Here is a 26488-nt window from a genome sequence, read left to right as displayed (position 1 = left end):
CGATCCAATAAAGCGCAGGAACTCATCATCGACGATGTGCCAATTGCGTTTATTAATGTCCTCCCCTATCATACGGCATGCAGCCAAAAAATCAGTAATCCGGTAACGATCTGGTGGCAATGTCTCCGTTGGACGAGGTTTATATCAAGCAGATGCTTTTAGACAGTTCCTTCTATTGGTGGATAATCACATCATGAGAATGGTGACGATGTTTGCCCGCCGTCTTTTGCATGCTTTTCTTCTTATCCTCGCTGTGCTGGTCCTGAATTTCCTGTTGATACATCTTGCCCCCGGCGATCCGGTGGACGTAATCGCAGGTGGGGTGGGCGGCACGACCGAAGAAGCCATGGCGGATATCCGGGCGACATATGGGCTCGACAAACCGATTTATGTTCAACTTGGTCTCTATCTCGGGCGTGCCTTTCAGGGTGATCTGGGCAACTCCTTTTTCTATAATTCGCCAGTTCTCGAACTGGTTACTGGACGCGCCGGGGCGACAATTCTGTTGGTTGCCACGGCCCTTTTATTTGCCATTTCTATTGGTACCCTGCTCGGTGTTCTCGCATCGCATAAGCCAAAGGGAATTGTCAGTGCGCTGGTCACATTTATCTCTGTCGTAGGCAATTCGGCGCCAATTTTCTGGACCGGAATGATGCTGGTCCTCCTGCTTGCCTGGGTATACCCGGTTTTCCCAATCGCCAACATGATCGATATAACCAAGGGCGCCGGATTTTTTGACCGCATTCTGGATATTTTGCATCATCTTGTGCTTCCCGCCCTGACCCTCGGTATCGTCTATCTCGGGCGATATGCCCGGGTGACCAACGCCAGCATGCTCGAAATTCTGGGATCAGACTACATTCGCACGGCGCGGGCAATGGGAGTAGCCGAGACAAAGGTTTATTCGTATCATGCCCTTCGGAATTTGATTTTACCAATAGTGACAATTACCGGCCGGCAATTTGGCAGCATCATCTCCGCCGCTGTGCTGGTCGAGGTCGTGTTTAGTTGGCCAGGACTTGGGACTCTTGCCTTTGATGCCATCCTTGCACGGGATTATCCCACAGTTCTGGGTATCCTTTTCTTTTCCTCGGTTCTGGTTATCGTCGCCAATCTGATAACGGGTTTTGTGTATCATCTCGTTGATCCGCGCGTCCGGACGGAGGGATAAATGGCTGTCGTTGAGAATACTCTCATTGTTCGAAGCCAGAGCCCGTTACGGGAGGCAATGCATGCCTTCCGGCAAAGCTGGACCGGTATGCTGGGAATTGTCATTCTGGCCCTAATTGTGATTTTTACCTATATTGGCCCTATTCTCTATCCGGTCGATCCGTTTGACATTGTCTGGGCACCGATGACGCCGCCCGGTGTGGCGGCCGTTGCACCGCTCGGGACCGACTATCTCGGGCGGAATATCCTCGCGGGTCTTATTCACGGCGGCTCGGCCACGCTTTATGTGGGAATAGTCGCGGGCATCATTACGATCACGATCGGCGTTCTGATCGGGGCCTTGGCCGGATTTTGCCGGGGCGCTGTTGATGAAATCCTGATGCGGCTTACCGAGTTTTTCCAGGTCGTACCGGCGTTGCTGTTTGCAATGGTGCTGGTCGCGTTATTCACGCCAACTATTTATGTTATTGCCTTTGCCATCGGCTTCGTCAGTTGGCCGGCCACGGCACGGATGGCGCGCGCCGAGGTTCTCCGCATACGAGAACTTGAGTATGTAAATGCAGCGCGAGTGGTTGGCGCGCGCAACCGCAAGATAATCTGGCAGGTGATCCTGCCGAATGCCTTTGCGCCGCTGATCGGGTCGGCCACCCTGACCATTGGTACCGCTATGCTGTTTGAGGCTGCGCTGAGTTTCCTCGGGCTTGGTGATCCGAATGTCTTTAGCTGGGGCCTGATGATCGGCGAAGGCCGCGAATATATATTCGATAGTTGGTGGGCGGTAACGTTTTCGGGACTTATGATCTTTCTGGCCGTTCTCGGCTTCAGTCTGGTGGGAGACGGATTAAATAATGCCTTCGATCCGAAATTGAGGGAACGGTGATGACCGGAATACTATCGATTAAGAATCTGGTTGTCGATTTTAAGTTGCGGGCCGGTAACACCCGGGCTCTGAATCAGGTATCGCTGGAGCTGATGAACGGAGAAATTCTCGGGATTGTTGGCGAGTCCGGTTGCGGGAAAAGTATGACAGCCCTATCCATTATGGGCCTTATCCCAAGCCCGCCCGGTAAGATAACCGGCGGCTCCATCATTTTTGACGGGGAGGAGTTACTGACAGCCTCGAAGACGCGCATGCGCCAGATTCGAGGCGGTATCATTTCGATGATTTTTCAGCAGTCAATGACCTCCCTGAACCCGGTTTTGCGGATCGGTGATCAGATCGCAGAATGTGTCCTGCTGCATGAAGAGGTAACGAAGGTTGAAGCCTGGGCCCGGGCGGTCGAGACGCTGACCATGGTCGGTATTCCGGAGCCGGAAATACGGGCGTGGGGCTATCCCCATGAACTCTCTGTCGGTATGCGTCAACGGGTGATGATCGCCATGGCGCTCTCCTGCCGCCCGCGGGTCTTGATCGTCGATGAGCCGACTGCCGCTCTCGATGTGACTGTGCAGGCACAGATTTTTGACCTGCTGAAGGATTTGCAACGGGAGACCGGGATTGCCATCATCATGACAACCCACGATATGGGTGCGATCGCCGAGCTTGCGGACAGGGTCGCTGTCTTGTATGCCGGGCATATCATCGAAACCGGATCGACCCGGGATATCCTCACAAATCCGCAGCACCCCTATACGCGCGGACTGATTTCCTGCGTGCCCTATCTGGGGGAAAACCCGACCGAAGTTCGTCCTTATCTAACTGAAATAAAGGGAGTGATGCCCTCCCTGACAGGCTTTGAAAGCGGATGCGCCTTCGCCCCGCGCTGTCCCTACAAAACGCCCATATGTGAAGAGGTAAGGCCGGAAAATGAGGCGGTTATCGGTGTCCATACGGCGGCCTGTCATAATCTCAAATACGTGGCGGCGGTATGAGCGAGGATATCCTTCTTGACGTGCGCGACCTGAAAGTTCATTTCGGCGGGAAGAAGCTATTCAAGAAATCGGTTCGGGAAAAATAACGGTGGCCCTTGCGGTCATGCGGCCGGTTCCAGATGCTATTTGAATATCCACACTTCTCGCTCGCTCCGCGGCGACAGGTGGGGGAGACGGGCATCTGGCATCCCGCCATTTGCTGGGTTAACGCCGAGTTTCCTCCTTGCGCAAACCGGTAATGGCCTTCAGCAGGCCGCGCGTGGATCCGTTTTTCTCCTTGAAACCGTCACCGCGCTCGATCAACGGCAACAAGTCAGCCGCGAGTTCCTTGCCGAGTTCAACCCCCCATTGATCGAACGAATTGATCCCCCATATGGCTCCCTCGACAAATACACGATGTTCGTAAAGCGCAATAATTCGGCCGAGAGTACGGGGGGTCAGTTTTCTGTATAGCAGGGTTGTCGACGGCCGGTTGCCCGGAAAAACTCGATGAGCAAATTGCGCAGGGTCATCTGACGCCGGATTTTCACCGAGAATTTCCGTCACGTCCTCAAGAGATCGTCCGCGCATCAAGGCTTCGGACTGGGCAAGGCAGTTAGCGAGCAGAAGCTGATGATGGTTTTGTAAATGCGGCTCATGCGAATGAGCGGCAACCAGGAACTCGCAGGGGATAATCCGGCTTCCCTGATGAAGGAGCTGATAAAAGGCATGCTGACCGTTGGTACCAGGTTCCCCGAAGACGGTTGGACCGGTATCGCGACCGATGGGCGATCCGTCCAGAGTCACTTGTTTGCCGTTGCTTTCCATGTCGAGTTGCTGAAGGTAGGCGGGAAGTCTCTCAAGGCGCTGGTCATAAGGCAGGACTGCCCGGCAGGCATACCCACAGATATTGTTATGCCAAATGCCGACGAGCCCGAGCATGACCGGCATATTTTCAGCGATAGGAGCGTCCCTGAAATGCTGATCCATGTCGTGGGCGCCGGCCAGAAACTCCAGAAAGGCGTCGGGCCCAATTGCAAACATCAGAGAAAGGCCAATGGGACCCCATACGGAATAGCGGCCACCGACCCAGTCTTCAAATCCGAAGACACGATCGGGGTCGATTCCAAAGGTAGTGGTTTTATCCAGCGCGGTGGAAACGGCGGCAAAATGTTGGGCGGATTGCTCACCGACGGCATCCTCTATCCAGGCCTTCGCCGTATTGGCGTTGGTCATGGTTTCAATCGTCGTGAATGTCTTGGAGGCGATGATAAAAAGAGTGCATGCGGGGTTGAGCTCCGTCAGCAGGTCCGCAATCTGGGCGCCATCGACGTTGGCAACAAAATGCACACGCAGATCTTTGTGATAGGGGGCGAGTGCCGCCGTAGCCATGGCGGGACCAAGGTCAGAACCACCAATACCAATATTGACGATATCGCGGAACGGGGTGCCGTCGGAGGCGCAAATTTTTCCGGTGCTTATAGCCGTCACAAATTCACTCATCCTGGATAATGTCGTCTGTATGGCGGGCATGACATTAGTACCAGCAACATAAACTGGTGTCTTTGCACGATTGCGCAACGCTGTGTGCAGGGCGGCGCGGCCTTCTGTCCGGTTTATGGCCTCGCCAGAAAACATCGCATCGCGCTTTTCTTCGAGGTTTGAGGCACGGGCGAGATCCAGCAACAGCTTTCGAGCAGTGTCATCCAGTACGGTTTTCGAAAAATCGAGGAGCATATCGTCGAGCGGTAGAGAGAATTCCTCGAACCTGATTGGATTAGAATCGAAAAGGTCCGATATGCGGATTTCTTTCCTGTCCCGATGATAATCGTTAAGGTGCCGCCAGCTTAATTCTGTCACTCAGACTCCCCCAGGAGTTGTATCAATTTTATGCCCTCATTCCCTGTGGACTGACTAAATGCCTTCACGAAGGCCGGAACCATAACCTCCCGCAACGCCGTGATTTCACTCTCGGTTGCGAAGTGAATTTTCATGCCTTCCTCGGCAAGTTTTCCGGGGGCCGCGGCCGCTGATATTTCCGAGGCTTCGATGGCCCATACACTGGCTTTCCTTCCTGCATTCTGAATAGCTTGTCGGCTCTTCTCCGACAGCCTGTCATACCAGGAAGGATTTACATATCCGTTAAAAAGAACACTGAAAAGGGGAAGGATTGTGGCATGATCCTGAACTTCATAATATTTTTCGGAAACAGCGGCGGAGACATCGGTGACACCGGCGTCGATCTCCCCTTTCGCGAGAGCCTGATAGGCGAGTTTGTCCGGCATGGGGATCGTCATGGCTCCCATCGCCATAAAGGCCGCATCAGTACTCGGCTCCAGACCTTGTATCTTAACGTTCAGGAAATCTGCGGGCTTAATCAGGTTCCGGGCTTTCGACGTGATGACCGTGCGCCCGGTCGTGAAAAGCCAGGCAATGTTCTTTACGCCGGTTGACAGGAGTTTGGAATTCAATTCGTCCGCGGTTCTGGAGCCGCCCCATTTTTTGAGAGTTTCAATATCGCTCATGGCAAATGGTTCGAGCGTCACCGACATATGCGGGAGAGAAGTGGCCCATTGTGAGCTGATCGAGAACGCACATTCTATATCCCCGGCAGTGACGGCCGCGGCATTATCCGGAGCTTTCACCAGACTATTGGCGTTGAATACCTGTACATCAATTTCATTTTCGGACAGGGTTTCGATCTCCGCTGCCCATTGATCAATGATTTTCGCAATATGATTCTCAGGGGGAAGCTGGTGACTACAGCGCATGACCTGTGAAGCCTGGGCGGACGTTGCTATGATCGACGCTGTTATTATACAGGCAACGCTCTTCAGGTGTTTGTTCAACGCTATCTATCCTCTTTCAAGATCAGCGGTCGAGAAGATGATAAGTTACAATACTTTCGTCTCCCTCACGACATGGTAATTTCTCCGAATATATCGAATTTTAAGGACGGGTGCCAATAGTTTGCCTTACGCCGGTTTCGTCTCAAGGTTTTCCCAGGTTACAATCTTTAAATCCAGAACAAAGATAGAGTAAATAACCGGGACAAGAAGAAGCGTTGTGAAGGTCGCGACGGTAAGCCCGCCTATCTGGGCGTAGCAGAGCGGCTGCCAGAGCGGACCGCCGTGAAGGGCAAGCGGTCCGAGGCCAAAAACAGTCGCGCCGACGGTGATCAGAATCGGACGTAACCTTACAATACCGGCATCAAGCAATGCTTCCTCAAGCGGCTCGCCTTTTTCTCGCATTTCCTCGATGAAATCAAACAGAACAATGATATGGCTGACAATCACCCCGATCAACGCGACGATGCCGAGAAATGCCATAAATCCAAATGGACTGTTGGTGACGGCAAGGGCGATCAGAGCGCCAATGACGCCGTAGGGGACGGCTGCCAGAACGATCAGGGGTTTAACCGCATTTTTAAACTGGAAGGTCAGCGCCAGAAAAATCAGCGCGACAGATATTCCCATGACCTTTGTGAGTTGCTTGAAGCCATTCTCTGCGTTTGCCTGTTCACCGGATATTTCCATAGTAAAGCCGGGGGGGAGCCGTTTTTCGAATGTAGCAAGATCGTCTTTAACCAGCTTCATGACTTCTGACGGTAAGACGCCCGCCAAGGGAAAGGCCTGGACACTGACCGTCCGAAAATGTTCAAGGCGATTAACCCGTTCAGTATGCAACTCATACTTGACCTTTGCAATCTGTCCCATCGGGACTTTATCGCTGTTGTTCGAGTTGAACACGTAAAGGTTTTGCAAGTCTGAAATCTGCGCGCGTTCGGAGGGGGTCAATATGGTGACGACGGGAATATTCTTGTTCCCTCGCTGCAAGGTGGTTACCTGGTTACCATTGATCCCGGCGGAGGAGGAGGCTGCAATATCCTTATTGGAGACACCGGCAAGGAATGCCCTGTCCGGATCGATGGAAAGCCGGAGTCTGAGGGTTTCCCGGCCCCAGTCATCTCGCGGCCGCGTGGCATTGGGGGCCTTGCGAAAAATACCGACAAGCTCTTCCGATAATGATCGCAAGGTCGCAATCTCAGCCTCTTCTTCCGGCCCGTTCGACTGCACGGCTGATTTTGCGACCAGACGTATTTCCAAGGGATAGGGAACAGGGTTGGTCTGCAGTTGCCGAACATCGATAATTGCATCGGGAATTTGTGAACTCAGGGCAACTTGCAACGGGACGATCAGGTTGTCGGTCAGGTCCTTGTCATTCACTCGCATGACCAACTGGGCATAATTGCGCTGATGAAGCTGGGGAGTGACAGAAAACCAGAACCGCGGTGCCCCACCGCCAAGGAAGCTCGCGATGGAGGTGAGAGGGTCACCGCCGCCCTCGGCCCCCAATTTTGCTCCAAAATCAGCCGCAACCTGCTGGACTATATTTTCTGCCTTATCCACGACCTTCTGCGTCTCGTAAATAGTGGCATCATTTCGCAACTGGATATCCGCATAGAAAAGATACTGCACATCGTCTGGAAAGAAGGATGTTTTAAGGACATTCTTAAGCGGAATGATAAGGGCGAGGAATATAAAGGAAACAAGGAGAGCTTTTTTCCGGTTATCAATCAGGAAGGTACCGAAACGAAAATAATATCCGGTGAAGCCGCTTTGACGCCGCTCCTCGATTGTTTTTTCAGGCTTTTGTCGGGCCCGCAGCAGAAAATAACCAAGAAACGGGAGGAAGCTCATAGAAACCAGACGTGAGCTAATGAGGGCGGTTGCCATGACAATCGGCAGGCTATAGAGAAATTCCCCGGTATTTCCGTCTAATAGCAGGAATGGCAGATAGGCGACAACATTTGTAATTGTCGCAAACATGATGGCGTGGGCCAATTTCGTCGGACCAAGCCAAGAGGCGAGACTACGCGGCTCTCCGGCGGCCAGTCCGCGTTTTATGGCATCTCCGGCCACTACCGGATCATCCACCAGCAGGCCAAGGGCGATTATAAGCGTGGCGATCGACACCTGTTGCAACTGGATGCCCAGCATATCGATTATCCCGAAAGTCAAGGCAAGCGTAATCGGGATCGATAGCATCATCAACAGCGCGGATCTCCATTCCCAGAAACCGAGGAAGGAAATGGCCACAACAAGGATAATCGCCTCGATCAAGGCTGTCATGAAAAGATCAATATTCTCAGCCACCTGAGAGGGCTGATTGGACACCCGGTCGATGACCAGATCTTCGGGAAGATGCGGTCGGACATCTGCCATTGCCGCCGTCACCGCCTCACCGAACTTGGCAATCTGGCCGCCATCGCGCATCTGGATCGCCAGTGAAATTGCTTTGCCGCGATGCCATTTTCCCGCGTCAGCGCGCCAGTTATAATAGTTCAGGAATTCCGGCGGTGACTGATATCCCGGAACCACATTCCCGATATCGCGAAGATATACGGGAGACCCCGACGATGACTTGGTGATAACGGTGCTGCCGATCTGGTCAGGACTGACATATTTGCCGACGGGTTCAACCAAAATATTCGAGCCGCCGACATGAAATTCACCGCCCGAGATATCGCTGTTGCGGGCCATGATTGCACCGCTTACGTCGCTCGGTGTGAGGCCATAGGATGCGAGCAAGTCCTGAGAATACTCCAGATAAATGCGTTCATCAACCGCACCGGAGCTGTTGACGACGGTTACCAGGGGAATGGTTTGCAGGGTCCGAGTGATCAGGTTGGCGAAATCGTCCAGCTCCCGATAACTGTATTTACCCCCGGGGGCTTCTTGCAGTTTGGCGTTAGTCTGGCCCGGATCGCCGATGATAACTGCCGGCCAGGCATCCTCGTGAAATTTCACCTGCGCAAGCTTTTGCTCCAGGAAATTGCTCAGCTGCGTTTTGATGTCATCATCGGAGAGATCACTTGCGAAATCGATGCCAATAAACCCGGGGCCGTGCAGGGCAACGGCGTTGGTTACGCCCTTGTCGACAACAAGATAATCCCTGAAAAGATCCATATTCCTGCTGGGCGCCGTCAGGTCGATATCGCGCGGCATAACCACAATTAAGGAACGCCGTGCGACAGCGCTATCGCCCGCCTTCTCACGCGTAGCCGTGATCGCGGCCTCAATATCCCGGGCGCGGAGTGAAATTTCAACCGGCCGTTCTGTCGGGCTGGCGATGGTCAGTAGAATGGCGGCTGTATTCCCGAACCCGTCATTGAACTGGATAGCGCCCGCCCCGGCAGGCAAGGAGGGGGCCATTGCCTGGAGGTTCAGATTGATCTCGTTGAAGGCTGATTTGGTCTCACTGAGACTTTCCGAAAGCTGGATCTGGACAATTGAAAGATTGGGAAGCGTAAGGGACTTGATGGCAAATTTAGATGGGCTGGTGCGATGCAGCGTCGAACTGAGCGCAATCTGCTCCTCTATCGGCCGAGTGATAAGCTCTTCGATTTTAGTGGCATCTGCACCGGGCCAGCTGGTGATTGCCGTGGCCACCCGCACCTGTATTATCGGGTCTTTGGCCTTAGGCATGGAAAGATAGCCATAGGCGCCCCAGAGAAGGACGCCAATAAGTAAAATCCAGGAAATATGCAGGTTCTCTGTAAAATACCGTGCCGTATTATGTTTTTCCGTAAGGTCCTTCACAGACAAATTCCCAGCCTAATTATATAGAAACAATTCAAGGAATGATCGCCACTTGTTCGCCGTCACTCAGGAAAGTGGCGCCGCTGATAACAACACGATCGGCCGCCTCAAGCCCCCCTAAAACAGCAATCTTGTTGCCGTGGACCGGCCCCAGCTCAACGGTTTTCAGGGTTGCATAGTCTGCCTTGTCTTTGATGCTCAGAACAAATACCGCATAACCTTCGGGATTGTCTTTTGCACGGACAATTGCCGAGAGGGGGATCAACGCCGCCGTATGCTCGGAATTTCCTTTTGGCAGGGTCAGCGAGGCAATCATTCCGACCTTCAACAGATTGTCGGTATTTGGCACGTTGATCTTGACATCAAAGACGCGGCTGCTGGCGTCGGCGGCGGGGGATATCTCGGAAATTGTGCCGTCAAACACCTTGTCGGGATAGGTTTGTGTCGTAAAATTTTGCGCCGTTCCAACTTTAAGCGACTGCACAACAGTATCCGGCACACCGAAAACCGCCTTCATTATCGCCGTGTCGGCGATGACGAAACCCACGGTCTGCGGGGAGACCAGTGTTCCGACATCGACATTCCGCTGGAGAACGACGCCACCTAACGGGGCAACCAGATCAAAATCCTTGACATTATTGCGGGCGATTTTTTGCTGAGCCGTGGCATTCTGCATTTGCGCCACTGCGTTTTCATATTCCTGTTTGGCCGAATCATAATCCGGCTCCGTCATACTGTTAGACTTGAACAGGGAGTTTGCCCGTTTATAATCCTCATTCGCCTTGTTCAAATTCGCCTGCGCCGAGGCTACCTGGGAATTCGCCTGCTTAAGGCTGTCACTGATATCCTTGCTGTCGACGGTGGCCAGCAGATCCCCTTTCTTGACGATGTCGCCCGCCTGTATCGCCCGTTCAGCTCCGGCTGTACCCATCTGCATCAAGGTAGTGACATAGCCGGTGATCTTGAACGCGATATTAACCTGTTTATCGGCTTCAATATTGGCCGTATAGCGGGTATCTTCGCTCAGCTTATCCTGGGTCAGTGATTGTACGCGAACCGGTTGCAGTGGAGCAACCGGAGGGGCTTCTTCTGAATCGCAGCCCTGAAGTATCATGACCCCGCACAGCAAACTGACGGTCAGTACGGATTTAAGCGACATTCATTCCTCTCCCAAAGCATTTTGAAGCTGGGCAGCCGCATTCCATACCGCCAGTTGAGCTTGTTGATAATCATTGTTTGCCGCCGACAATTCAGACCGGGCATCAAGCAAATCACTGAGGAGAATAGATTTCTCCTTATACTGATTCAAACTCACCCGCAGCTTTTCTTCTGACGCTTTTTGCGCCATTTGTGTGACCGGGATCAGTTGTTTTGCGACCTCAAGATTACGAATATCGGCACTGACCTGGGCGCGTATCTGATCTTCATTGTCGCGCAGTGAATTTCTTGCCTGTGTAACGGCCCGTTTCGAGCCGGAAACCTGGCTTTCATTACGTCCCCAGGTAATAAACTCCCATTTTGCGATCACTCCGACATACATGCTTTCATCCGGCAGTAGCGTTGTATTTTCCGAGCGTCCATAATTCGCCACCAGATTAACCTCGGGCAAATAGGCTGATTTCTGTATGGCAACATCATTTTCAGCGACTTTCACCTGCAGGCGGGCCTGCTCTGTGTCCGGGCGCTGGGCCAACGCCTGCTCAGTGGCGGTATCGGCCGTGTAACGCGCCATCGGATCGGCGGGAACCGCGCTGACACTGAACGGAGTGGAAATATCGCGGCCAAGCAGCGAATTAAGCTGCTGCTTGCTGGTGATAATGTCATTTTTCTGCGAGAGCAATTTGTGCTGTGTCGAGGCAAGCTGTGCCTCCGCATTTAGCAGTTGGTATTCCAGCTCGGTTTTCTGCGCGACGTTGTCTTTAAGAATTTTCACGAGTTCCCTGTCAAATTCCAGGGTGGCATCCGTTGCCTCAACCGCGCTCTGGTTGCTAAGAATCTGGTAATAGAGCTGTTTGACCTGCAGGGAAATGGATTGCCGGGTCTGTCTTGATTGCTGGCGCGCAATATCCTGCTGCATTTCAAGCTTATCGACATTCAGCCCGATTTGATACAAATCCATTAGCGGCTGGGTCGCCGTCAGGGAATAGTGGGTGCTAAATCCGTTTGTCGTGCCAATCTCGACGGTACTGGACGGGACAGGGTCGACGCCAACAGTCCCGAGGGACCCCTGTTCGAAGGTATATTCATTATCGACAAAATTCTGGAATCCCCGAACATTAGCGGTGAGTTGCGGATAGCGTTTTGTCCGCATGGCATCGGTTTGGTCGCCAACGACGTCGATTTGGATTTTCGCATTTTGGACTTGGGGATTCTGGAGTCTGACGATGGTAAGTGCGTCCTCCAGACTGAGAAGCGGTGCTTCATCAGAATGGGAAGATGTAACAAAAACCCCCGTGCACAGGATCGCTGTTGAAATAAAGCGAAGCAGCTTCGACATCCTGACCCTCCCCCCAAAGCCCTTAAACACCTGAATAAACTATAACTTCCCGTTATTGGCGTGTCAAAATCATATCACTCGTTAGATGACTTTAGACGATTCACGTTAATCAGACGACTCAAGTTGCTATTTTGTGTGGCATTAGCTTTTCTGGTCAATTGCCCTCAATCTGCATGGATGAAAAACCGCGAGGATCGGGGCGCGGCTCACGCGCGAGCTTCACGCACCTCCCGTGTTCGCCACAGGAGCAGGGCCATAATCATCATGTTCAGCATGTTCCAGGCAATCCCGTTGATGAATGCCGCCTGATAGGAGCCGGTGAGGTCGTAAATCAACCCAGACATCCATCCGCCCAGCGCCATGCCCACCACGGTCATCATAATCACCAGGCCGACGCGCTGTCCGGCCTCACGCGCAGGCAGATATTCACGCACGATCATAGCATAGCTTGGAACTATGCCGCCCTGGGACAAGCCAAAGATTAGTGAGACTACGTAGAGCGACGCCAGTCCGTTGAACGGGATATAAAGAAACAGGGCCAGACATTGCAGGAAAGAGCCGAGAAGAACCGTACGCACCCCGCCGATCCGGTCCGCAAGGAAGCCCGACAACAACCGGCTGACGATGCCGCCAGAGAGCATAAGCGAGAGCATGTTCGCGCCATTGGCCACACCGAAACCGAGGTCGGCGCAATAGGCGACGATATGAACCTGCGGCATTGACATGGCAACGCAGCAGCCGATGCCTGCCATGCACAGCAGAATTTGCAAGGCCCGGGGCGACAGGCTGATCTGACGGTGTATCGCCGCCCCCGGGGCACAGGTTCCATTGGGAAGATCGATCACCTGGGTAGGCACCCGGCGGCGCAGGAACAGGGCCATAGGCAGCATGATGACCACGGACGCCACCGCGACAACAAGATAGGCTTCGCGCCAGCCTTCCGCCGCGATAACCTCTTTGAGGATGAGCGGCCAAATCGCGCCGGCAAGGTAGTTTCCACTTGCGGCGGCGGCAACGGCTATACCCCGGCGGCGTTCGAACCAATGGGATATATCGGCAATTAACGGACCAAATGTCGCTGCAGAACCGGTGCCGATAAAAATTCCCTGTATCAAGGAAAAGGTCCAGATATTGTTCGATAAGGATCCGAGAACGAACCCGACGCCGAGCAGGAGAGCGGCCGCCATCATCGGATAGACAATCCCGAAGCGGTCAATCAGTCTGCCGATCACGAAATTGCCGAGGGCAAAGCCAACCATTGTTGTCGTATAGGGAATTGAGGCGTCTGAACGGTCGATCCCGAATTCAGTTTGGACCGCAGGCAGGACGACAACGGCAGCCCACATCCCGGCGCTGCCAATAATCGAGATCAGCACTGACATGGCCAAGCGAAACCATGAATACCGACTATCTAGATAGGTACCGCTGACCGAGGCCTGTATCGAAAAAATAGACAAGAAAATAACCTTTTCCGAGACGCCAAAACGGGCGGTGCAGTTGCTTTTTACTCACTCTAGCACAGAGATTGACGCCGACGTATTACTTTTCATCATTAAATGCGGGCATCCCAGTGCGCATCCAATAATGCTTTGATTCCATTGGTAAGCAGAGTAAGCTCAGCGGTAATGACAGAAAATAAACTACGAGAGTTTTTCTATCAGGCTTGGGAGCAACTGGCAGCCCTCGGGACCGATATTGATGTCATTGCCCAATTGCTTGCCATCCTTGCCGGACTTGCCGTCGCGTACTTTACGCGCCGCAAACTGCAAGCGGCCCTGCACGGGTTGCAACACCGGTTACCGCCGCGATCTCCCGTTGCCCGGGCTCTGGATATTCTGTCGGAATTATCTTTCCCGCTCATCTGGCTTGTGCTCGAATTCACCATTCTCGCAGTATTCCAGGGCGTCGGGCCCCCTTCCCATATAATTAGCGCAGTTTGTTCACTGTTGAGCGCCTGGATCATCATCAATATTGTGACCAGTCTGGCCGAAAATAAGATCTGGGCGCGGCTTGTCGCTTTTTGTGCCTGGACCATTGCCGCGTTAAATATTCTCGGCTTGTTGACGCCGACGCTGGATTTTCTTGAGAGTTTGGCCTTCAACCTTGGTGAGACGCGGATCTCGATGCTGGGATTGGTCAAGGTAATCATTGCCGCCATCATCGTTTTCTGGATCACCTTCGGCTTGTCGCGGTTTCTTGAGGCCAGAATATACAAAACAAGGGCTTTCACCCCCGCTGTTCAGGTTCTGACCGCCAAACTGGTTCGTGTCGCTCTGGTGGCCACGGCGGTCCTGATAATCCTTTCCAATTCAGGGATCAATATTACTGCGTTTGCGGTATTCGGCGGTGCCCTCGGTGTCGGTATCGGCTTCGGTTTACAGAAGATCGTCTCGAACCTCATCAGCGGTATTATCCTCCTATTGGACCGGAGCATCAAGCCCGGCGACGTTATCGAGGTCGGTGAGACATATGGTAGGGTACATTCCATGGGCGCGCGATACGCCTCGGTGATTACCCGCGATGCGATGGAATATCTTATTCCCAATGAAGACCTGATTACCCAGCAGGTGATTAACTGGTCGTATAGCTCAAAAAATGTCCGGCTGCGGGTGCCGGTTGGAATTGCCTACGATTCAGACGTGCCCAAGACAATTGCTCTGGTCGAAGCCGCCGCACTTGATCTTCCCCGAGTGCTGAGTGATCCGCCGCCGCGATGCCTCATGCGCGGGTTTGGCGACAGCGCGATTGATCTGGAACTGCGCTTTTGGATCGCGGATCCGGAAGAGGGCTGCGGAAATATCACAAGTGCTGTCCTGGTTCGGATCTGGCAGATCTTCAAAGAGGAGGGCATCGGCATCCCCTTCCCGCAACGCGACATTCGGGTTCAGATGGTGGACGATAAACCGCGCGCCCAATTCGAAACGGGGGACGGGAAAGACTGACGTTACTTAAATTCCAGAACTATTTATCTTCATACGCTGCGAACTATTTCCAGATTTATGTCAATAAGCTATGCTTTACGCTTTATCGCTTTCCCGTAATGACTTTTTCTGGGTAGTTTCATGACAATCGACCAAATTCTTCTGTTTTCCCTGTTTGGAGCCGTATTTGCGATGCTCATCTGGGGCAAATGGCGCTATGATCTGGTGGCCTTCGTTGCGCTCATTATTGCCCTTGTTCTTGGACTGATCCCGACCTCGCTGGCGTTTTCGGGTTTCGGTCATCCGGCCACGATAATCGTCGCTCTGGTGTTGATCGTTTCTCGCGGGCTTGTGAATTCGGGGGCGATCGACCTGATTACCCGGCGATTGACGGCGCTTGATCTGAAACTCTCTAACCACATCGCCGCGATGAGCGGGCTGGGCGCAATTTTCTCCGCCTTCATGAACAACGTCGCCGCGCTCGCGCTGCTGATGCCTGTTGACATCCAGGCGGCGGTCAAGGCAAAAAGATCACCCCGCATCACCCTTATGCCGCTCGCTTTTGCGACGATATTGGGTGGCCTTGTAACGCTCATCGGGACACCGCCGAATATCATCATTGCATCCTATCGGGAACAGGCCCTTGGGGAGCCGTTTGGTATGTTTGATTTTGCCCCGGTCGGGCTCGCCTGTGCTGTCGTCGGAATTATCTTCATTACAATTGTTGGCTGGCGGCTAATTCCGGGCGCGCGCGACGCCAAAAGCCCGATGGTCGATTTGCGGGACGTCGAGGGATATCTCGCCGAGCTTGTCGTGTCTGAAGACTCTCCGGCGATCGGAAAGCTGGTTCGTGAGCTGGATGAGGCCGCAGAGGATAGCGACGCAGCGGTCATCGGTCTGGTGCGAAACCACAAGCGGCTTGCGGGTCAGGCGCGCAATGTTGAAATTCGCGCCGGGGATATCCTCGTGGTCGATGCTGGTCCCAAAGCCATTGATCAGTTCCGCGGTGTCATGAAGCTTGAATTTGACGGCGAGACAGGTGAAGAAAAAACCGCGGCCAGCGGCATGGCGCTGATGGAATACGTGGTTCCGAAATACGCCCGGATTGAGGGACAGTCGGCGATGTCCCTTCGTTTGCTCAGCAGTCATGGAGTGACGTTGCTTGGTGTCTCGCGTCAAGGTGCGAAATTCAGGGAAAGAGTGCGGCATCTCGACATTCGCGCGGGCGATATCCTGTTGCTGCTGGGGCCGAGCAGTCGGGTTCAAGACGTGGCGCAATGGCTGGGCGTTCTGCCTCTCGCCGAACGGGGATTGTCGGTAACTCAGTACGGGCGCGCCTGGCTGGCAATCGGGATATTCGGCGCCGCCCTTGTCACAGCCAGCTTTGGCGGTCTGTATCTGGCCGTCGCGCTGGCAATTGTGGTGGCCGCCTATGTCGCCCTCGACATCGTGCCAATAGAAGAGGTGTACAATCAGGTTGAATGGCCGGTGATTGTCCTGCTGGGCTCCATGATTCCCTTGGGGGCGGCACTGGAGGCATCGGGCGGCACCGCCTTGATCGCCAAAGGTATCGTCAGTCTTACTGATGGATTGCCGGTTATGGTGGTCTTATTCGTGCTGATGGTGGTTGTCATGACGCTCTCGGATGTTCTCAACAATACGGCAACCGCGGTTATCGGCGCACCGATAGCGGTCGATATTGCCAATCGCCTTGAGGTCAATCCCGATCCGTTCCTGATGGCGGTGGCAGTTGCCGCATCCTGCGCCTTTCTCACGCCGATCGGCCATAAGAATAACACATTGATTATGGGGCCGGGCGGTTATAAGTTTGGGGATTACTGGCGTATGGGCCTTCCGCTTGAAATACTGGTAATCCTTGTGGCAGTGCCGTCAATTTTGCTGTTTTGGCCGCTTTAAGGACAGGCGTTACGCCGCTCATACTCCAATTTATTTATATATTTCAATAGAATAGGTGGCGAAATGTTAAAAGGCAAAAACGCAGTCATCACAGGATCAACCTCTGGTATTGGCGAGGGGTACGCGCGGGCTCTGGCAGCGGAAGGCTGTAATGTCATGATCAATGGTTTCGGCGACAAATCCGAGATCGAAACCCTGAGAAGCGCCCTTGAAAGTGAACATGGAATCAAGTGCCTGTACCATGGCGCTGACATGACGAAGCCTGATCAGATTACCGATATGATTGCAACGGCGAATAAGGAATTTGGTGGCATTGATATTTTGATAAACAACGCCGGCATTCAGCATGTCGCCCCGATCGAGGAGTTTCCGGTCGACAAGTGGGATGCCATTATTGCGATCAACATGAGTTCGGCCTTTCATACAATTCGCAACGTGATCCCGATTATGAAAAAAGGTGGATGGGGCCGGATCGTTAACACCGCCTCCGCCCATGCGCTCGTTGCCTCACCGAACAAAAGTGCCTATGTCACGGCGAAACACGGCATTGCCGGGCTGACCAAGACGGCGGCGCTGGAAGTCGCGCGTGACAACATCACGGTCAATGCGATTTGCCCGGGCTATGTCTGGACACCGCTTGTTGAAAAACAGATCCCGGATACGGCCAAAACCCGAGGGATGAGCGAGCAGGAAGTTATTGATGACGTGATGCTGGCCTCTGCGGCAACCAAGAAATTTACGACAATCGAGCAGGTCGCAGCCCTCGCGGTCTTCCTGTGCAGTGATGCGGCAGAAAATATTACCGGCAGCCTGCAATCAATCGACGGCGGCTGGACCGCCCAGTAAGAGGAAATTTGGATGGAACCACATTCGGTTGATCTGGTAATTACCGGGGCGACCAAGGACATCGGTGGTTTTGAGGTCCGGCGGCTGCTGCCGGTTGCAAAACGTCGCGCCGTCGGGCCGTTTGTTTTCCTCGATCACATGGGACCGGCGGTCTTGGCTGCGGGAAAGGGACTCGATGTTCGTCCTCATCCACACATCGGCCTTGCGACGGTTACCTACCTTTATGACGGATCGATTTTACATCGGGACAGTGTCGGCTCCGTTCAGGAGATTTCTCCCGGGGATGTCAATTGGATGACGGCGGGACGGGGTATTGTTCATTCCGAGCGGAGCGGCGAAGCGGCACGCGCGGTTGATCAGCGCGTGCATGGCTTGCAAATGTGGGTGGCCCTACCCTTGCAGCAGCAGGAAACTGACCCTGTCTTTGCCCATACGCCGAAATCCGAATTGCCGGAGATATCCGGCCCCGGCTGGAAAGGGCGCCTGATTGCTGGATCGCTGTTTGGAAAAACATCGCCAGTGACAACCCTGAACCCACTTTTTTTTGCGGATATCCGGCTGGACGCTGGGGCGGATCTGGATCTCGCCGCAGGTTACGATGAGGCGGCTCTCTATGTGGTTGAGGGCGAGATACAGATTGACGGCAAACCTATTGAAGAGGGTAACCTCGCTGTTCTCCGCAATTATGCAACGCCAACCATCACGGCAGTAAAATCATCCGTTCTGGCAATCTTTGGCGGCGATACGCTGCCGGAGCCGCGCTTCATGTACTGGAATTTTGTCTCGACTAGCCGTGAGCGGATTGATCGGGCGAAACAGGACTGGCAACACGGGGTGTTTGACCCGGTCCCCGGAGAGACAGAATTTACCCCCTTGCCCGAGGGATGATGCCGCGCTCCGATAGATAATATCAGCCTGCTACAAACACGACCGTCTGCTGCTCTGTCGGGGCTTTGGCAAGAGCGTTCTGCATCTCCTCTTCGGGAGCATCTATCATCGGCGCCAGATATCGCCCCTCAAAATAAAATTCAAGTCCTTCGCGGACGAACGGGAAAGGCGCAAAGGCATACCGGTTGCCTTCAAGTGGTGTGACGGTAATGGACGTATCAGCAAGCTCACTAAGCGGGACCGACGTGAATGTTGCCTTCCGTCGCGATGTCACAGGGGACCAGTTGAAATACAACGCCAAAGCATCGAAAAATTCAAGCTGCTTGTAATTCTGGAAAAGATGGTTTTGCACTATCCACTCTGCGGCGACCGTATCTTGTGCGAGTTGCAGCTTCAATTCATTCTGAAGTTCCAGCAGTTCCTCAAGGGTACTTTCGAATTCTGATCGCAGAGTGTTGTCGTCAATATTGAGGGGATGGTAATCCGATAATCCATATCTTCCGTTGTATAGGCCCCACATATGCATCGCCGCCAGAAGGCCGGCGTAAGGGTGATGCGCCTCGTTGAATTTTGCCCCGGGGACGAGCGTTTCTATAGTGAGGTCCTTAGGTGTTTGGTCGAGATGATAGGGAAGCCCGGTTTCCCGGTCCAACTGCGGGTTTTCATCAATCGGCTTCCAGCCGTGATCATGATGATCGATGACAAAAAACATTTCCGCCGAGGGATTTATATCCGCAAAATCCGAGTTACCGAATTGTCGCGCCATGCGGCCAGCAAAGGCGCTATGCTGGCTGTTTGTCATAATAAATCGCGGAGCATTATCCGGCGCCGTCTGTACAATCATTCTATACCTCGAATAGAAGTAAAATCTGTTTTAAACATAGTCCCTGGAAACGGAAGAGCAACCTGTTTGAAATTAATAGGCGGGGCACAGGTCTCTATGGGTGTCTATTAAGCGAAGCGGTTGACAGCGATACCATAGACGGGTTTGATGATCCGGTAATAGTCCGGATCCAAGGTGTTGGTTGGCTGTATCCAGGGAAAAATGGATCCTGATCGCCGCTATCATAGAAAAACAATAACAAAAGGGGCGTCTCCATGAGTTGGGAAAAAGAAATTGAAGAGTTGAAATTACGGCAAAAGCTCGCCAAGAAAATGGGCGGAGAGGAGAAGGTTGCCCGCCATGTCAATGCGGGCAAGCTGACGGTTCGCGACCGTATCGAGAAACTGCTCGACACCGACTCATTTGAGGAAGTCGGCTCCGTCACCGGCAAGGCGGAATATGACGACAACGGTAAAATGGTTGATTTCCAGCCGGCGAACCTGATCACGGGTCGCGGCCGGGTGAATGGCAAGCGGATCGTTGTTGCCGGAGATGATTTTACCGTGCGCGGCGGAGCCAATGATGCCGGCATTCGTGAAAAACTGACCCATGTCGAGTTGATGGCCAACAGCCTGCAACTCCCCCTTGTGCGTCTGGTCGATGGCACCGGCGGCGGCGGGTCCGTTAAAACGATTGAAACCGCGGGGCGGACCTATGTTCCCGCCGTGAGCGGATGGGAAGTCGTGGTTGATAACCTGTCAAAGGTTCCGGTTGTGGCGCTGGCACTCGGCTCGACGGCGGGCCTCGGGGCTGCCCGCGTGGCGGCCAGCCATTATTCGGTCATGGTCAAGGAAACCTCGCAGATGTTCGTGGCCGGGCCGCCAGTGGTGGCGCGCATAGGCGAGAAGCTGACTAAGAACGAGCTTGGCGGCTCTGAAATACATACCCGCAACGGCGCGGTCGATGATGAAGCCGATAGTGAGGAAGAGGCATTTGAGCTTGCGCGCCGTTTTCTATCCTATCTTCCGTCTTCCGTATTTGACCTCCCGGAGCGTCAACCTTCTGAGGATGATCCGGCACGACGGGAAGAATGGCTGATTGACGCGATACCGCGGGACCCGCGCAAAGTCTACAAGATGCGGAAGATCATTGAGGCTGTGGTTGATAAGGATAGCTTCTTTGAAATGGGCCGGAAATGGGGCCGCTCAATCATCACCGGTTTTGCCCGGCTTGATGGCTGGCCGGTCGCGATCATTGCCAGTGATCCGTATCATTATGGCGGTGCCTGGACGGCCGCAGCCTCACAAAAGGTGCTTCGTTTCGTCGATCTCGCGCAAACCTTTCATCTGCCTGTTGCGCATCTTGTCGATATTCCGGGCTTTCTCGTCGGACGGCATGCGGAGGATCAGGCGACCATCCGCTATGGGGTGAGGGCGATGACGGCGATTTTCCAGGCAACTGTTCCCTGGTGCGCCATGATTGTCCGTAAAACCTACGGTGTGGCGGGGGCAGCCCATATGAATTCCGGGCGGTTCAATCTGCGCTACGCTTGGCCGTCAGGGGACTGGGGCTCACTGCCGATTGCGGGCGGGCTGGAGGCGGCCTATAAATCCGAGCTCGAAGCCTCAGACGATCCCAAGAAAAAGCTCGAGGAGATTGAGGAACGGCTTAACCGGCTCCGTTCCCCGTTCCGGACGGCCGAGCGTTTTATGATTGACGAGATTGTCGACCCCCGGGATACTCGAAAACTGCTATGTGATTTTGCCGAATTGGCGGCCCCCTTGCGCCGGACCGGCGTGCCCAGCTTCGGCGTTCGACCCTAAAGTCGTATTTCCTTCAAATATAGATTTAGTCAGGTCTTTAGTGATAGGAATATGGAATATATGGATAAAAGGTAATATTTTATTGAAATAATTGGTCACAAATCCTGTGGTGGATGGGGTATTATGCCCTCGCAATAACAGGGTCAAAAGGGTGAGTTGTGCCATGTCCGGAAAGAAAACGCAGAAGCTTCGTATCGACATTCGCAACGTCTATCTTGCGAATGAAACGGAAACTGTCACTCGGCTGATCAAAGACTTGGACCTCGGCGGTGAAGAACGCCAGGAAATAGTCGATAACGCGGCGGTGCTGGTTGAGGAGTTGCGTCGCGCCGACGATCCGGGTGTCATGGAAACCTTTCTCGGCGAATACGGGCTGACAACGGAAGAAGGGGTGGCGCTTATGTGCCTCGCCGAGGCCTTGCTGCGGGTGCCCGATGATATTACCATGGATGCCCTTATCAGCGATAAAATTGCCCCGGCGGACTGGAGCCGGCATCTAGGTCATTCCGCCTCCCCACTGGTCAATGCGTCAACCTGGGGATTAATGCTGACTGGCAAGGTCGTTCATCCGCTTGGCAATAATAACCTTGATGTTGTGACCCATGTTCGCAGGCTGGTCAAGCGCATGGGGGAGCCAGTCATTCGAAAGGCCGTCAGCCAGTCGATGAAAGTCCTTGGCCATCAATTTGTGCTCGGGCGTACCATTCAGGAGGCCCTGACACGCGCCCGCGGGATGGAGAAGAAGGGTTATACCTACTCCTATGACATGCTGGGGGAGGCCGCGCGAACCGCAGCCGACGCCCAGCGCTATTTCATGGCCTATGCCAAGGCGATATCAACTCTCTCGGAAAATATTAAGCAGACTGATATCCGGTCAAACCCGGGAATATCGGTCAAGTTGTCTGCCTTGCATCCCCGCTATGAATATGTTCAGCGCAAACGGGTTCTCGACGAATTGGTCCCGCGGCTGTCCAGTCTGGTGTTTCAGGCTAAAAATGCCAACATGGGCTTTAATATCGATGCGGAAGAGGCGGATCGGCTGGATCTGTCGCTGGATGTGATTGAGAAGGTTCTGGCGAGCCCGGACCTGAAGGGATGGGACGGTTTTGGGGTTGTCGTTCAGGCCTATGGACCGCGTACGGCCTACGTCCTTGACTGGCTCTATGCGCTTGCCACCCGCCTTGATCGCAAGATCATGGTCCGGCTGGTCAAGGGTGCCTATTGGGACACGGAAATCAAGATTGCCCAGGTAGCGGGTTTCGACGGTTATCCGGTTTTTACACGCAAAGCCTCGACGGATGTGAGCTACCTTGCCTGCGCCAAAAAACTCCTCGCCATGACCGATCGCATTTACCCGCAATTCGCCACCCACAATGCCCATTCCGTCGCCGCTATTTTGCAGATGGCCAAGGGCAGTGATGATTTCGAGTTTCAGCGGCTCCATGGCATGGGGGAGGGGCTTCATGATCTGGTCATGCGACAGCATAAAAACCGGTGCCGGATTTATGCACCCGTTGGCATTCATGAAGACCTGCTCGCCTATCTCGTCCGGCGGTTGCTGGAAAATGGGGCAAACAGCTCTTTCGTTAATCAGGTGCTGGATGAAAAGGTACCGGCGAAAGAGGTTGTGCGCGATCCGGTCTCCGCCATCCTAAGCTTCCCGACGATTGCAAATGCGAAAATCCCGAGCCCGGAAGGGCTATACGGCGGCGTCCGTCGCAATTCCAGCGGGATAAATTTTGCCAATCCCTCGACATTTGCTGATTTTGATAAGGCCCGCGCCGAATTTCACGATACCCAATGGACGGCGGCTCCGGTCATTGGTGGGAAAGCGCAGGTAGGCGAAAATCATGCGATCTTAAATCCCTCGCTTCATTCGGATATCGTTGGGCATTGCATCGACGCTGGACAGAAAGAGGTCGCGACCGCAGTCAAAATCGCCGTGGGAGCAGAGAAAAAATGGCGGGCAACACCGGTTGAGACACGGGCAGAGATACTGGAACGCGTTGCTGATCTTTATGAGCGGCACCGGGTGGAGCTTATGGCTCTGCTCAGTCGGGAAGCGGGCAAGTCAGTGTTTGACGGGATATCCGAGGTGCGGGAAGCGGCAGACTTTTGCCGCTATTACGCCCTGCGCGCGCGCCTTGATATGACGGCGGGCGATTATATCGGGCGTGGCCTGTTTGCCTGTATCTCGCCGTGGAATTTCCCCCTGGCAATTTTCACCGGCCAGATCGCCGCCGCGCTAGTCGCCGGTAATCCGGTCATTGCCAAACCCGCCGAACAAACGCCCCTCATCGCCGCGCGGGCCGTCGAACTGATGTTTGAAGCCGGGATCCCGTCCGACGTGCTTCAGCTTTTACCTGGCGATGGTGCGGTGGTCGGGGCGGCGCTGGCCGCCAATCCGGCCATAAAAGGGATCTGTTTTACCGGCTCAACCGACACCGCGCAGCGGATCAACAGGGCAATGGCCGAAAATGCCGATCCGCAGGCCCCGCTCATCGCCGAAACCGGTGGGCTCAATGCCATGATTGTCGATTCTAGTGCGCTGCCCGAGCAAGCCGTGCGCGATATTGTGGCATCTGCCTTTCAATCGGCGGGGCAGCGATGTTCGGCCCTGCGTGTTCTGTATGTTCAGGAAGATGTCGCGGAAAAAGTCATCCAAATGCTGAAGGGCGCAATGGACGAGCTTAAAATCGGTAACCCCTGGGATATATCGGTGGATGTCGGTCCGGTTATCGATGACGAGGCGAAGGCCGGGATCGAGGATCATTGCCGGGATCTTGAGGAAAAGGAGCGTTTGATCAAGAAGCTCGACGTGACCGGCCTTGCCGCCTCCGGATGTTTCGTCGCTCCTTCCGCCTATCGCATTGACGGGATCGGGGAATTGGAGCGCGAAATATTCGGTCCGATCCTGCATATCGCGACCTTCAAGGCCAATGAAATGACAGCCGTTGTCGACCGCATCAATGCCACCGGATATGGCCTGACCCTCGGCATGCATACGCGGGTTGACACGCGCGTTCAGGAAATCTGCGATCGCGCCCATGTCGGCAACCTCTATGTCAATCGCAACCAGATCGGCGCAGTTGTCGGCGTTCAACCCTTCGGCGGAGAGGGATTGTCGGGGACTGGGCCCAAGGCAGGCGGACCGCTTTACCTACGCCGCTTCATGACCGCGGCGAATTGTAAGTCGGGAGCGACGATAGCCCCCAAAGCGGCGGAAAGTGCCGCTCCTACGACGTCCAGACAGGAAGCGATCGCCCCGCTTATGGTACGGGCCAGCGCCGCGCAAATTAAATGGGACGGCACGGATAACCGACGTGCAATACTGGAGAAAATTGCCAGTAAATTGCCTGAAGATGCCAAGCGGGCATTTACCGCCGGCTTGGAAGAAGCGTCGGGTTACGGGCAGGCCCCGCAAAATCTCGTTGGCCCGACGGGGGAAAGCAACCGGCTTTCGCTCCATGGCCGTGGTGTTATTCTTTCTGCCGGAGCAAAGGCGGTTGAATTTGCGGCTATTGCCCTGTTGACCGGGAACGCGGTCCTGTTGATGGAGGCGTCCGCGGAGACAAAGGCCCTTGTCGCTGCCACTGAAAAAGCAAAGCTGCTGAAAGATTTAGTGTTCGCTGTGGACGGACCGCTTAATCCGGAAATGGTCACGTCCCTGCCGTCGCTTGCCGGGGCGGCACTCACTGAGGATGTCTATGATTTACAGTCCTATCGCCTAGCCCTTGCCGGACGAACGGGCGCGATCATTCCGCTGATTACGGGCGCAGGAGGGCTGGACTGGCGGAGCTATGTATCCGAGCGGGCGCTTTGTATCGATACTACGGCATCCGGCGGCAACACAAAACTGCTTGCCGCCAACGAGGCCTGACAGCCGCGGGCCTATTCAAGGCCCCGGCAATTGGCGTAATAGCTCGTCGTTGCCGCCCAGTCAGAGAAAACGCCCTTGACGCCGACATCCTTCGCCAGCACCTCAAGGACAGTCATGACATCGCCCTCGTTATTGATCGCGGCACCGACTGTCTTGTAATACCAGCCGCCCCCCTCAGTCAGGGATCCGGAGCGTTCCAGCGTCCAGGTGAAAAGGTTAAGGCCTGCCTTCTTCGCCTCTTTTGCGTAAGCCGACGGAATGATTTTGCCGGTCGCATCCAGGTCCAGAAGCATCCATATCGGCGGCGCGATATACTTCACCCCGTCAGCCGCAAGCTCGGCCATACTGGGCGAGAATGTGGAGGGATCGGCCGGGTTCAGGCGGTTGCCCTGGTAGCGATCATCAAGATAGACCGCCTGGGCGCCGAATTCGGGCGCGTTTTTAATCCAGTGGAGGATATCGGCAAGGTTGAACGATTGCAGATAAACGCGGCCGGGATCGATCCCGGCGGCTTTGTACTCCGCCACCAGTGCCGTGGCATAATCCTGCTGACTATAGGTCCCTTCATAGGGCATCGACACCTCGGCGGCTTTAAGCTCGGGGATGAATTTAAGGCCGAGATCATCGATAAGCTTGATACTCTCCGCATGGGTCATCAGGGTCCCCGGCGAGTTGTAAAGATCCGTCCGCCAATCGGGCGTTCCCTTTTGATATTCCTCAGCGGTCGTCGCTTTGGGGTTGGCCCCGTCCATCTTGGCATGGAGCATTCTGAATTCAGCTAGCGTAATGTCTGAGGTGCAGCATTTAGCACTTGCCTTTGCGCCGGTGGCACTATCCGCCGGACTGAACGGATCCGAGCATTTCGCCGCAAGCTTCGGCTGGCTCAGGATATCTGTCGTCTGGGCTAGATCGCACTGGGAATGGCGGCAGACCAGCGCCTTGTCCTTGGTAAAGGTCACGTCGCATTCGATGATACCGGCCCCCATCCTTGCCGCCGCGAGATAGCCTTCGCGGCTATGCTCCGGAAATTGCAGCGAGGCACCCCGATGGCCAATCGAGAAATCCGTGGTCTTGAACGGCCCGGATCGGCATTGCTCAAGCTCGTCCTTCAAGGGGCTCTCATCCATGTCATCGATCAAATAGAGCGGGCGGGGCCCGAGTTGCAACAGCTGGTCATACGCCATCGCCGGGACCGACAACACCGGCATCGTCGATAAAAGAAAGGCCAAAAGGACAGAGCGAAAATATCGGCGGTGAAAGGCGGTCATAT

At 54.3% G+C, this 26488-nt stretch carries 17 protein-coding genes; 9 read left to right on the top strand and 8 right to left on the bottom strand.

The window, feature by feature from the left end; genetic code table 11:
* Window positions 1-193 precede the first annotated feature (193 nt).
* From ACESNI_RS12630 to ACESNI_RS12620, 3 genes are read left to right on the top strand one after another with little or no spacing between them, the layout of a single operon-like run.
* Window positions 194-1171 (top strand): ABC transporter permease, encoded by a 978-nt coding sequence (locus ACESNI_RS12630; RefSeq protein ID WP_373087303.1) that lies wholly within the window; start codon window positions 194-196, stop codon window positions 1169-1171.
* Window positions 1172-2050, top strand: coding sequence for an ABC transporter permease (locus ACESNI_RS12625; protein WP_373087300.1), 879 nt, complete (start codon window positions 1172-1174; stop codon window positions 2048-2050).
* Complete coding sequence (locus ACESNI_RS12620; protein WP_373087297.1) at window positions 2050-3042, top strand: ABC transporter ATP-binding protein; 993 nt, start codon at window positions 2050-2052, stop codon at window positions 3040-3042. The genes ACESNI_RS12625 and ACESNI_RS12620 overlap by 1 nt, the downstream gene beginning before the upstream one ends.
* Window positions 3043-3246: 204 nt before the next feature.
* Here the strand turns inward: ACESNI_RS12620 and pgi are convergent, their stop codons facing one another.
* The 6 genes from pgi to ACESNI_RS12590 form a co-directional block, all read right to left on the bottom strand.
* Entirely contained in the window at window positions 3247-4881 is a 1635-nt protein-coding gene (pgi, locus tag ACESNI_RS12615; protein WP_373087294.1) for a glucose-6-phosphate isomerase, read from the bottom strand.
* Complete coding sequence (gene dctP / locus ACESNI_RS12610) at window positions 4878-5870, bottom strand: TRAP transporter substrate-binding protein DctP (protein ID WP_373087291.1); 993 nt, start codon at window positions 5868-5870, stop codon at window positions 4878-4880. The genes pgi and dctP overlap by 4 nt, the downstream gene beginning before the upstream one ends.
* Window positions 5871-5996: 126 nt before the next feature.
* Window positions 5997-9623, bottom strand: coding sequence for an efflux RND transporter permease subunit (locus ACESNI_RS12605; RefSeq protein ID WP_373087288.1), 3627 nt, complete (start codon window positions 9621-9623; stop codon window positions 5997-5999).
* Window positions 9624-9657: 34 nt separating this feature from the next.
* On the bottom strand, window positions 9658-10782 hold the full coding sequence (locus ACESNI_RS12600) for an efflux RND transporter periplasmic adaptor subunit (protein ID WP_373087286.1): 1125 nt from the start codon (window positions 10780-10782) through the stop codon (window positions 9658-9660).
* On the bottom strand, window positions 10783-12120 hold the full coding sequence (locus ACESNI_RS12595) for a TolC family protein (protein WP_373087283.1): 1338 nt from the start codon (window positions 12118-12120) through the stop codon (window positions 10783-10785). It lies immediately after the preceding gene.
* Between the two features lie 206 nt (window positions 12121-12326).
* Window positions 12327-13577 (bottom strand): MFS transporter, encoded by a 1251-nt coding sequence (locus ACESNI_RS12590; RefSeq protein ID WP_373087280.1) that lies wholly within the window; start codon window positions 13575-13577, stop codon window positions 12327-12329.
* Between the two features lie 168 nt (window positions 13578-13745).
* Between ACESNI_RS12590 and ACESNI_RS12585 the strand changes: the two genes are divergently transcribed.
* From ACESNI_RS12585 to ACESNI_RS12570, 4 genes are all read left to right on the top strand, one after another.
* Window positions 13746-15062, top strand: coding sequence for a mechanosensitive ion channel family protein (locus tag ACESNI_RS12585; RefSeq protein WP_373087277.1), 1317 nt, complete (start codon window positions 13746-13748; stop codon window positions 15060-15062).
* A 120-nt stretch (window positions 15063-15182) separates the two neighbouring features.
* Window positions 15183-16958, top strand: coding sequence for an SLC13 family permease (locus tag ACESNI_RS12580; protein ID WP_373087274.1), 1776 nt, complete (start codon window positions 15183-15185; stop codon window positions 16956-16958).
* A 63-nt stretch (window positions 16959-17021) separates the two neighbouring features.
* Window positions 17022-17804 (top strand): 3-hydroxybutyrate dehydrogenase, encoded by a 783-nt coding sequence (locus ACESNI_RS12575; RefSeq protein ID WP_373087271.1) that lies wholly within the window; start codon window positions 17022-17024, stop codon window positions 17802-17804.
* A 12-nt stretch (window positions 17805-17816) separates the two neighbouring features.
* Window positions 17817-18692, top strand: coding sequence for a pirin family protein (locus tag ACESNI_RS12570; protein ID WP_373087269.1), 876 nt, complete (start codon window positions 17817-17819; stop codon window positions 18690-18692).
* A 22-nt stretch (window positions 18693-18714) separates the two neighbouring features.
* Here ACESNI_RS12570 and ACESNI_RS12565 read toward each other — a convergent pair whose 3' ends face one another.
* On the bottom strand, window positions 18715-19536 hold the full coding sequence (locus ACESNI_RS12565) for a DUF3891 family protein (protein ID WP_373087266.1): 822 nt from the start codon (window positions 19534-19536) through the stop codon (window positions 18715-18717).
* Between the two features lie 254 nt (window positions 19537-19790).
* Between ACESNI_RS12565 and ACESNI_RS12560 the strand changes: the two genes are divergently transcribed.
* Both ACESNI_RS12560 and putA read left to right on the top strand, forming a co-directional pair.
* Window positions 19791-21338, top strand: a complete 1548-nt coding sequence (locus ACESNI_RS12560) for an acyl-CoA carboxylase subunit beta (RefSeq protein WP_373087263.1) — start codon at window positions 19791-19793, stop codon at window positions 21336-21338.
* Between the two features lie 163 nt (window positions 21339-21501).
* A complete protein-coding gene (gene putA / locus ACESNI_RS12555; protein ID WP_373087260.1) occupies window positions 21502-25218 on the top strand; it encodes a bifunctional proline dehydrogenase/L-glutamate gamma-semialdehyde dehydrogenase PutA in 3717 nt (1238 codons plus the stop codon).
* Window positions 25219-25229: 11 nt separating this feature from the next.
* Here the strand turns inward: putA and ACESNI_RS12550 are convergent, their stop codons facing one another.
* Complete coding sequence (locus ACESNI_RS12550; RefSeq protein ID WP_373087257.1) at window positions 25230-26486, bottom strand: glycerophosphodiester phosphodiesterase family protein; 1257 nt, start codon at window positions 26484-26486, stop codon at window positions 25230-25232.
* Window positions 26487-26488 lie beyond the last annotated feature (2 nt).

This window comes from Sneathiella sp. (assembly GCF_041689005.1).
Taxonomy (GTDB): domain Bacteria; phylum Pseudomonadota; class Alphaproteobacteria; order Sneathiellales; family Sneathiellaceae; genus Sneathiella.
This window is presented reverse-complemented; position numbering and strand designations above follow the sequence as displayed.

Excerpts from the sequence above, each read along its gene's own strand:
- ACESNI_RS12585 (WP_373087277.1), top strand. The coding sequence starts at position 13,746 with ATGACAGAAAATAAACTACGAGAGTTTTTCTATCAGGCTTGGGAGCAA.
- ACESNI_RS12565 (WP_373087266.1), bottom strand. The coding sequence starts at position 19,536 with ATGATTGTACAGACGGCGCCGGATAATGCTCCGCGATTTATTATGACA.
- putA (WP_373087260.1), top strand. The coding sequence starts at position 21,502 with ATGTCCGGAAAGAAAACGCAGAAGCTTCGTATCGACATTCGCAACGTC.
- ACESNI_RS12600 (WP_373087286.1), bottom strand. The coding sequence starts at position 10,782 with ATGTCGCTTAAATCCGTACTGACCGTCAGTTTGCTGTGCGGGGTCATG.
- ACESNI_RS12550 (WP_373087257.1), bottom strand. The coding sequence starts at position 26,486 with ATGACCGCCTTTCACCGCCGATATTTTCGCTCTGTCCTTTTGGCCTTT.
- ACESNI_RS12575 (WP_373087271.1), top strand. The coding sequence starts at position 17,022 with ATGTTAAAAGGCAAAAACGCAGTCATCACAGGATCAACCTCTGGTATT.
- ACESNI_RS12560 (WP_373087263.1), top strand. The coding sequence starts at position 19,791 with ATGAGTTGGGAAAAAGAAATTGAAGAGTTGAAATTACGGCAAAAGCTC.
- ACESNI_RS12630 (WP_373087303.1), top strand. The coding sequence starts at position 194 with ATGAGAATGGTGACGATGTTTGCCCGCCGTCTTTTGCATGCTTTTCTT.
- ACESNI_RS12580 (WP_373087274.1), top strand. The coding sequence starts at position 15,183 with ATGACAATCGACCAAATTCTTCTGTTTTCCCTGTTTGGAGCCGTATTT.
- ACESNI_RS12620 (WP_373087297.1), top strand. The coding sequence starts at position 2,050 with ATGACCGGAATACTATCGATTAAGAATCTGGTTGTCGATTTTAAGTTG.
- ACESNI_RS12570 (WP_373087269.1), top strand. The coding sequence starts at position 17,817 with ATGGAACCACATTCGGTTGATCTGGTAATTACCGGGGCGACCAAGGAC.
- ACESNI_RS12625 (WP_373087300.1), top strand. The coding sequence starts at position 1,172 with ATGGCTGTCGTTGAGAATACTCTCATTGTTCGAAGCCAGAGCCCGTTA.
- ACESNI_RS12595 (WP_373087283.1), bottom strand. The coding sequence starts at position 12,120 with ATGTCGAAGCTGCTTCGCTTTATTTCAACAGCGATCCTGTGCACGGGG.